The following is a 6,577-nucleotide window of genomic DNA, read 5'->3' as shown; positions in this document are numbered from 1 at the left end:
GCAGGTAGCAGCGGACGGCCGCGGCGAGCTCGTCGGCGTCGCGGCCCGTGGCGGTCACGACGACCAGCGGGCGCCCCGACGCCAGCGCCGCGAGCAGCGGCGGGCGGACCCCTGCCGGGCCGACGACGTCGAGCTCGCCGCGGGAACGGACGGACTCCACCGCCGCGGCGGCGGCCGGGTCGGCGAGCAGGGCGGGAAGGAGGCCGGTGAGGTCCATGAGGTCCTTGATCGATCGGCGGAGCACGCGCGCGCCGGGGCACAGGCAACGCGAACGCCCMGATTCCAGGAGGAGCCGGGGTGCGCGAGAAGTCTACGTCCGGGGTCCGACATCGAGCCCGGGCGGCCCTGGACGTGGTCGACCGCGTCCCTCCCCGTCGACGGGGGAGAAACGCGGTCGCGTCAGACGGCCGCAGCCGGCGCCCGGTGGCGTCAGACGGCCGCAGCCTCCGGTTCGGTCCCCTCGCCCAGGAGCTCGAGCGCACGGCGCAGCTGCGTGGACGACGTGTGCACCGTGTAGGGGAAGTAGATGACACGGACGCCGACCTCGGCCATGGAGGCCTCGAGCGCGGCGCCCTTCGGGGTCCCGCGCCAGTCGTCGCCCTTGAAGATGACGTCGAACCGCACGTGGTCCCAGGTCTCGCGCTTGGAGCCCCAGACCTCCGCCACGGCCTCGTCGACGATCGACAGCGCGGACACGACCTCGAGCCGCTCGGAGAGCGGGACGACGGGCGCCTTGCCCTTCACACGCTCGGCGTTCTCGTCAGAGACGACGCCGGCGATGAGGTGGTCGCAGTGCTGGCGGGCGTGCCGAAGGATGTTGAGGTGCCCCACGTGAAAGAGGTCGTAGACCCCGGGCGCATAACCGACGACCGTCATGTGCGTCCTCTCGCTCGACCTGACCGTGGTGCCGAGTCTAGGAACGGTCGTCCGAAATGTCCGCCCTTCTCCACAAAAGTCACCCGCGCGCCCGGGACCACCCGTTCGGGTACCGCTGAGCGGGCGAAATCTGCACAAGGGTGGTAGCGAGATGTCCGCATTGGGGTACTTTCGACGTGCTCCCCCGGTCGGCTCCTGGCCGTTCACGTCCCGTTCACCCCGAGGTCAGGAGGATCTGCCGATGACGAGAACCGTGCGGATCCTCGGCACGCACGGCGTCCCGGCCGCGTACGGCGGCTTCGAGACCGCCGCCGAGAACGTCGCGCGCCACCTCGTCGACAACGGGTGGCGCGTCGTCGTCTACTGCCAGGAACCCGGGACCGGACCGGTGCGGTACGACACGTGGGAGGGCATCGAGCGGGTGACCATCCCCGAGCCCCGCGACGGCTGGCTCGGCACGTCCCGGTTCGACCTCAAGGTGATCCGCCACGCCGGTCGGTACGGGGACCTGTGCCTGACGTTCGGCTACAACACGGCCGTGCTCAACACCTGGCACAAGCTCAAGCGCATCCCCACGGTGATCAACATGGACGGGATCGAGTGGTCCCGGGCGCGCTGGGGTCCGGTGCGGCAGGCCATCCTCTGGACCAACGAGCGGATCGGGTGCCTGGTGGGCGACGCCCTGATCGCCGACCACCCCGAGATCGCCGTGTACCTGCGCAAGCACGCCAAGGACCGCAAGATCGCCACGATCACGTACGGCGCCCCCACCGTGGTCTCCGCGCCGACCGCCCCCGTCACCGACCGCGGCCTCGAGCCCGGTCGCTACCTGACGCTCATCGCGCGTCCGATCCCGGAGAACTCCATCGTCGAGCTGCTCACCGCCTTCTCCCGCCGGCCCCGCGGGTTCCGCCTCGCCGTCCTCGGCGACGTCGGCCACGACGACCCGTACCACCTGGCCATCCGGGCGGCCGCGGGCGACGAGGTCGACCTGCTCGGGCCGGTGTACGACCCGGCGACCGTGACGGCCCTGCGGTTCCACAGCGCGGCCTACCTGCACGGGCACACGGTCGGCGGGACCAACCCCTCGCTGGTCGAGGCGCTGGGCGCCGGCAACGCGGTGCTCGCGCACGACAACGAGTACAACCGGTGGACCGCGGGCGGCGCGGCGCTCTTCTTCACGGGGGTCGACGACGCCGACGAGGCGCTGACCCGGCTGCTCGCGGACGACGCGCTGCGGACCGAGCTGGGCGAGAACGCCCGCAAGCGGCACGCGGCGGAGTTCACGTGGGCCCACGTCGCCGGCCAGTACGAGGAGCTGCTCGAACGGCACCTGCCGGCCAAGGACCGCGCTCCGCGACAGGGGGTGGCGGCATGATCCGCGTCGGCATCGTCGGCCTCGGCAAGATGGGCCTGTCCCACCTGGCCATGTTCAACGCGCACCCCGACGTCACGCTCGCCGGCGTGTGCGACACCTCCGCGTACGTCCTGTCCGTGCTGGGCAAGAACACGGGCATGACCACGTACACCGACTACGACACGATGCTCGAGAAGGCGAACCTCGACGCGGTCGTCATCTGCACGCCGTCGGTCATGCACGGCGCCCAGGTGTCCGCCGCCCTGGACCGCGGGCTGCACGTGTTCTGCGAGAAGCCGTTCTGCCTCGACCCCGCCGAGTCCGAGGCGCTCGCCGTCCGGGCCGAGAAGCTCGGGCTGGTCACGCAGGTGGGCTACCACTACCGGTTCGTCGGGGCGTTCGAGGAGGTCCGCCGGCTGCTCGACGCCGGGGCCATCGGCACCGTCACGCACGTGCTGGCCGAGGCGTACGGGCCCGTCGTGCTCAAGCCCAAGGGCGCCACCTGGCGCAGCAAGCGGACCGAGGGCGGCGGCTGCCTCTACGACTACGCGGCGCACCCCCTCAACCTGCTGACCTGGTACTTCGGACTCCCGACGGGCGTCAGCGGGTCGGTCCTGGCCCGTGTCTTCTCCGGCGAGACCGACGACGAGGTCACCTCGACCTTGCACCTGGCGACCGGCGCCACCGCGACGCTCAGCGTGAGCTGGAGCGACGAGTCCCAGCGCAAGATGACCACCAAGCTCACTCTGTGGGGCACGCACGGCAGGATCTTCGTCGACCGCCAGGAGGTGCAGGTGTACCTGCGCGACACGGCCGAGGTTCCCCCGGGCTACGAGCAGGGCTGGAACGTCCGCTACACCACCGATCTCACGGAGCCGGTCTGGTTCTACGTGCGCGGCGAGGAGTACAGCAGCCAGGTCGACGCGTTCGTGCAGCGGGTGGTGACGGGCACGACCAAGGGCGAGAACTCGTTCCGGTCGGCCGCCGACACCGACCTGGTCATCGCCGCGATCGTGGCCGACGCCGAGAAGCCGCCGACCCCGGTCGGCGGCGGGCAGCCCGTCCGCAAGGCCCCCGCCCCGCCGGCCCGCACCGGGCTGCGCCGACTGCTCCCTCAGCGGTGACGGCCATGGACCAGCTGCTGTTCGGCGACAACCAGTTCTTCGGCGTGAACCACATGTCCGAGGAGAAGGCGCGCGCCCAGGAGATCAAGTTCCAGGACCTCTCCGCGATCATGAACGTCCTCGACGCCGCGTTCGACGAGGGCGTCACCACGTTCATGTGCACCACGCACGACCGGGTCGCGCAGATCGCGGACCTGGTCCGCGCGGACCCCGCGCGCGCCGCGGCCTCGACCTTCTACCCGTGCATGCCGTACGCGCACAAGTACGCCAACGCGATGGCCGAGGACGGGATGCTCGGCGCGGTCCGGCGCTTCCTGCCCGACGAGGGGTTCCTCGACTCGGCGATGCGCGGTGGCAAGGCCCTGGCCCGCAAGGACGTCGAGAGCCTCATCACGCTGCTGGTCGACGCGGAGATGACCATGTTCCGCGGACTGTCGACGCCGGTGATCTTCCTGCAGAACGTGGTGGTCGACCTGCTGCTGGGGCTCGGGTTCGACGACGCCTTCGCGATCTTCGCCAACCACGTGCGCAAGCGGTACGACGCGGAGCCGGGCTTCATCACGATGAACCTGCCGATGCTGCTGGACGCCCTCGAGCGGGTGGGCGTCGTGAACCCCATCGTCTGCTCGAGCATCAACAAGCTGGGCTTCCGCATGTCGGGAGGCATCGCGGAGTACGAGCGCGTGCTCGAGGAGAAGAAGTTCCGGCCGATCGCCATGTCCGTGCTCGCGTCGGGGGCCATCCCGCCGCGCGAGGCGCTCGAGTGGGTGTGCGGGCTGCCGAACGTCGAGTCGATCGTGTTCGGTGCGTCGAGCCGGGCGAACATCCGGTCGACGCGCCAGATCGTCGACGAGCTCTGGGCCGACCGGGACTGACGTGCACGTCCTCGTCGACGGCTACTGGTGGGCCGCCGGGCCCATCTCCAACCGGCAGGTCCAGCGGGAGATCATCCGGCACTGGGTCGACCTGTTCGACGACCGGGTCACGATGGTGGTGCCGCACAAGGTCCTCGGCGACGTCGAGGCTCCCCCGGGCGTGGACCTGGTCGGCACGAGGCTGTGGCCGCACGGCGTCGCGTCGGTCGTCGACTACCCGAGGATCGCCCGCAAGGTGGGCGCCGACATCGCGGTGGTGCACAACTTCACGCCGTGGACGGGCCGCAGCGCCGTGTTCGTGCACGACGTCATGTTCCAGACGAACCCCGAGTGGTTCACCGTGCCCGAGCGCGCGTACCTGCAGCTGGTGCCGTGGACGCTGCGTCGGGCCGACGTCGTCGCGACGAGCTCGCACCACGAGGCCGAGCGCATCGCGTCGCACAACAGGGGCATCGCCCCCGTCGTCCCCATCGGCCTGGCCGTCGGCACGGAGCTGGCGACGGCGGAACCGCGGCGGCCGGCCGGCGTGGACGTCGACGAGTTCGTGCTCAGCGTCGGGCGGCTCAACGTACGGAAGAACCTCGGCCGGTTGTTCACGGCCGCCGCCCGGTCCGGGGCGATCACCGCCGCGCGGCCCCTGCTGGTGGTCGGCGAGCCCGAGGGCGCCCGCGCCGACCTGGGTCCGGACGTGCGCGACGCCGTGACGTCCGGGGCCATCCGCTTCCTCGGACGGGTCGACGACGGCGAGCTCGCCTGGTTGTACAAGAACTCCGGCCTGTTCGTGTACATCTCGCTGGACGAGGGCTTCGGGCTCCCTCCGGTGGAGGCGCTCGCGTTCGGCTGCGCGGTGCTCGCCGCCGACATCCCCGTGATGCGCGAGAACCTCGGCACGAGCGCGGCCTACGTCGACCCGCTCGACGTCGACGCCATCGCGGCCGCGCTGCAGGCGCCGACGGTCAGCCCGGCGGCGTTCGTCGCGCCCGACTGGGCCGACGTGACGCGCCGGCTGCGCGACGCCGTCGTGTCAGCCCTTGCCCCGCAGCTCGCCTGACCAGCGCCGCAGGCCGACCACCAGGAACACCACGTTGGCCAGCAGGAACAGCGTGTAGAACGGGGCGAAGACCGCGGGCAGGCCGACCAGGACGAACGCCACGCAGAGCAGCCCGTAGTCGTTCGGCAGCGTCATCAGCGAGGCCATAACGGGCGCCTTGGCGGCGATGGCCTCCGCCGAGGTCGACGTGGGCTTGCCGCCGTAGAGCCGGCGCAGCTGGTCGGTCAGCGTCATGGCGAAGAAGAAGACGGTCGACACGATGGCGAACAGCAGCGGGACCAGCAGCAGGGTGTCGCCCTCCCACGAGAACACCCGCTCGCCCGCGAACCGGAACCACGCGACGAGCACGGCCAGGTGCACGGACACGTTCTTGGCGGAGTCGACCACGTGGTCGAGCCACTCGCCGCGGGGCGAGCCGCCCCCGCGCAGCCGGGCCAGCTGCCCGTCCGCCGAGTCGAACGCGTACCCCAGCACGAGAGCCAGCGAGACGACCACACCCACCCAGAAGGCGGGCTGCGCGGTGACGAGGAACGCCAGCCCGACCACCGTCAGGCACGCGCTGATGCCCGTGACCTGGTCCGGGGTCATCCCCCGCAGGTAGGCGGCCGCGGCGATCCGCCGGCCCAGCGGGCGGTTCACCCAGCGCGAGTAGGCCGGCGCGTTGCGCGAGGCCTTCTGCGCCGCGGCGAGGCGCGCCACGATCTCCCGGTAGCTCGGTGCGGTCGTCACGTCGTCCACTTGACCCCCAGTCACGGCACCGCCGTGATCGTGTAGTTGTCGAACCGTGCCACGACCGGCGCGTTGGACGCCGACGAGGACAGGATGGCAGCCAGACCGGTGTATCCGGCAGCCTGCAGACCGGCCGTCGCGTCGGTGGCCTGCACCAGCCACGCGGCGGGCTCGGCCTGCGCGGCGTTCCACACCTTGGCGCGCAGCGTGGTGGGCGACGTGCCCACCACCTCGAACGCAGCCGCCAGCGCGGTGCCGGTGGTGTACGTGACGCCCGTGGCCGTGACCGCGCTGGAGACGGCCGTCTCGGCGCCGCCCGCGTCGGTCCGGAACAGCCGGGCCGAGACCCCGCCGCCCGAGGACAGCGCGATCTTCAGCCGGTACTCCCCCGCGCCGTCGACCAGCCGGCCGCGCACCAGCACCCACCCGCCGGAGCCGGCGGGCCGCTTGTCCAGCGAGAACGTGACCTGCTCGCGCAGGGACGCGGAGCTCGCGCCGGGCAGGACCGCGCTGAGCACGCCCCCGGCCGCGGCGAGCGGCATCGCCCCCGTGCCCGAGCCCACCG

7 protein-coding genes and 1 pseudogene are annotated in these 6,577 nt (G+C 71.7%); 4 read left to right on the top strand and 4 right to left on the bottom strand.

Features of this window, described 5'->3' with window-relative positions:
• Window positions 1–217: hypothetical protein (locus ACXJKG_RS18270; protein WP_456847165.1), on the bottom strand; the 217-nt coding region annotated here is incomplete at its 3' end.
• A gap of 212 nt (window positions 218–429) precedes the next feature.
• Window positions 430–876, bottom strand: a complete 447-nt coding sequence (locus ACXJKG_RS18265; RefSeq protein ID WP_456847164.1) for an adenylyltransferase/cytidyltransferase family protein — start codon at window positions 874–876, stop codon at window positions 430–432.
• 241 nt (window positions 877–1,117) lie between these two features.
• Between ACXJKG_RS18265 and ACXJKG_RS18260 the strand changes: the two genes are divergently transcribed.
• Genes ACXJKG_RS18260 through ACXJKG_RS18245 form a run of 4 tightly spaced genes read left to right on the top strand, consistent with a single transcriptional unit; the run spans window position 1,118 to window position 5,283 of the window.
• On the top strand, window positions 1,118–2,254 hold the full coding sequence (locus ACXJKG_RS18260; RefSeq protein WP_456847163.1) for a DUF1972 domain-containing protein: 1,137 nt from the start codon (window positions 1,118–1,120) through the stop codon (window positions 2,252–2,254).
• Window positions 2,251–3,357, top strand: coding sequence for a Gfo/Idh/MocA family protein (locus tag ACXJKG_RS18255; protein ID WP_456847162.1), 1,107 nt, complete (start codon window positions 2,251–2,253; stop codon window positions 3,355–3,357). The genes ACXJKG_RS18260 and ACXJKG_RS18255 overlap by 4 nt, the downstream gene beginning before the upstream one ends.
• A 5-nt stretch (window positions 3,358–3,362) precedes the next feature.
• The gene (locus tag ACXJKG_RS18250; protein WP_456847161.1) at window positions 3,363–4,232 is read left to right on the top strand and encodes a hypothetical protein; all 870 of its coding nucleotides are present in this window, start codon (window positions 3,363–3,365) and stop codon (window positions 4,230–4,232) included.
• Between the two features lies 1 nt (window position 4,233).
• Window positions 4,234–5,283 carry a glycosyltransferase family 4 protein gene (locus tag ACXJKG_RS18245; protein WP_456847160.1) on the top strand — a complete coding sequence of 350 codons (1,050 nt, stop codon included), beginning with the start codon at window positions 4,234–4,236 and terminating at the stop codon, window positions 5,281–5,283.
• On the opposite strand, the gene ACXJKG_RS18240 is transcribed toward ACXJKG_RS18245, so the two are convergent.
• Window positions 5,257–6,012 carry a CDP-alcohol phosphatidyltransferase family protein gene (locus ACXJKG_RS18240; RefSeq protein ID WP_456847159.1) on the bottom strand — a complete coding sequence of 252 codons (756 nt, stop codon included), beginning with the start codon at window positions 6,010–6,012 and terminating at the stop codon, window positions 5,257–5,259. The genes ACXJKG_RS18245 and ACXJKG_RS18240 overlap by 27 nt on opposite strands.
• 20 nt (window positions 6,013–6,032) lie before the next feature.
• Window positions 6,033–6,577 (bottom strand): annotated as a pseudogene (locus ACXJKG_RS18235) (PKD domain-containing protein); the annotation flags it as partial.

The sequence above is a fragment of the Cellulomonas sp. P5_C6 genome (assembly GCF_054049635.1).
The sequence above is the reverse complement of the archived record's forward strand: the minus strand, read 5'-3'. Positions and strand labels throughout refer to the sequence as shown.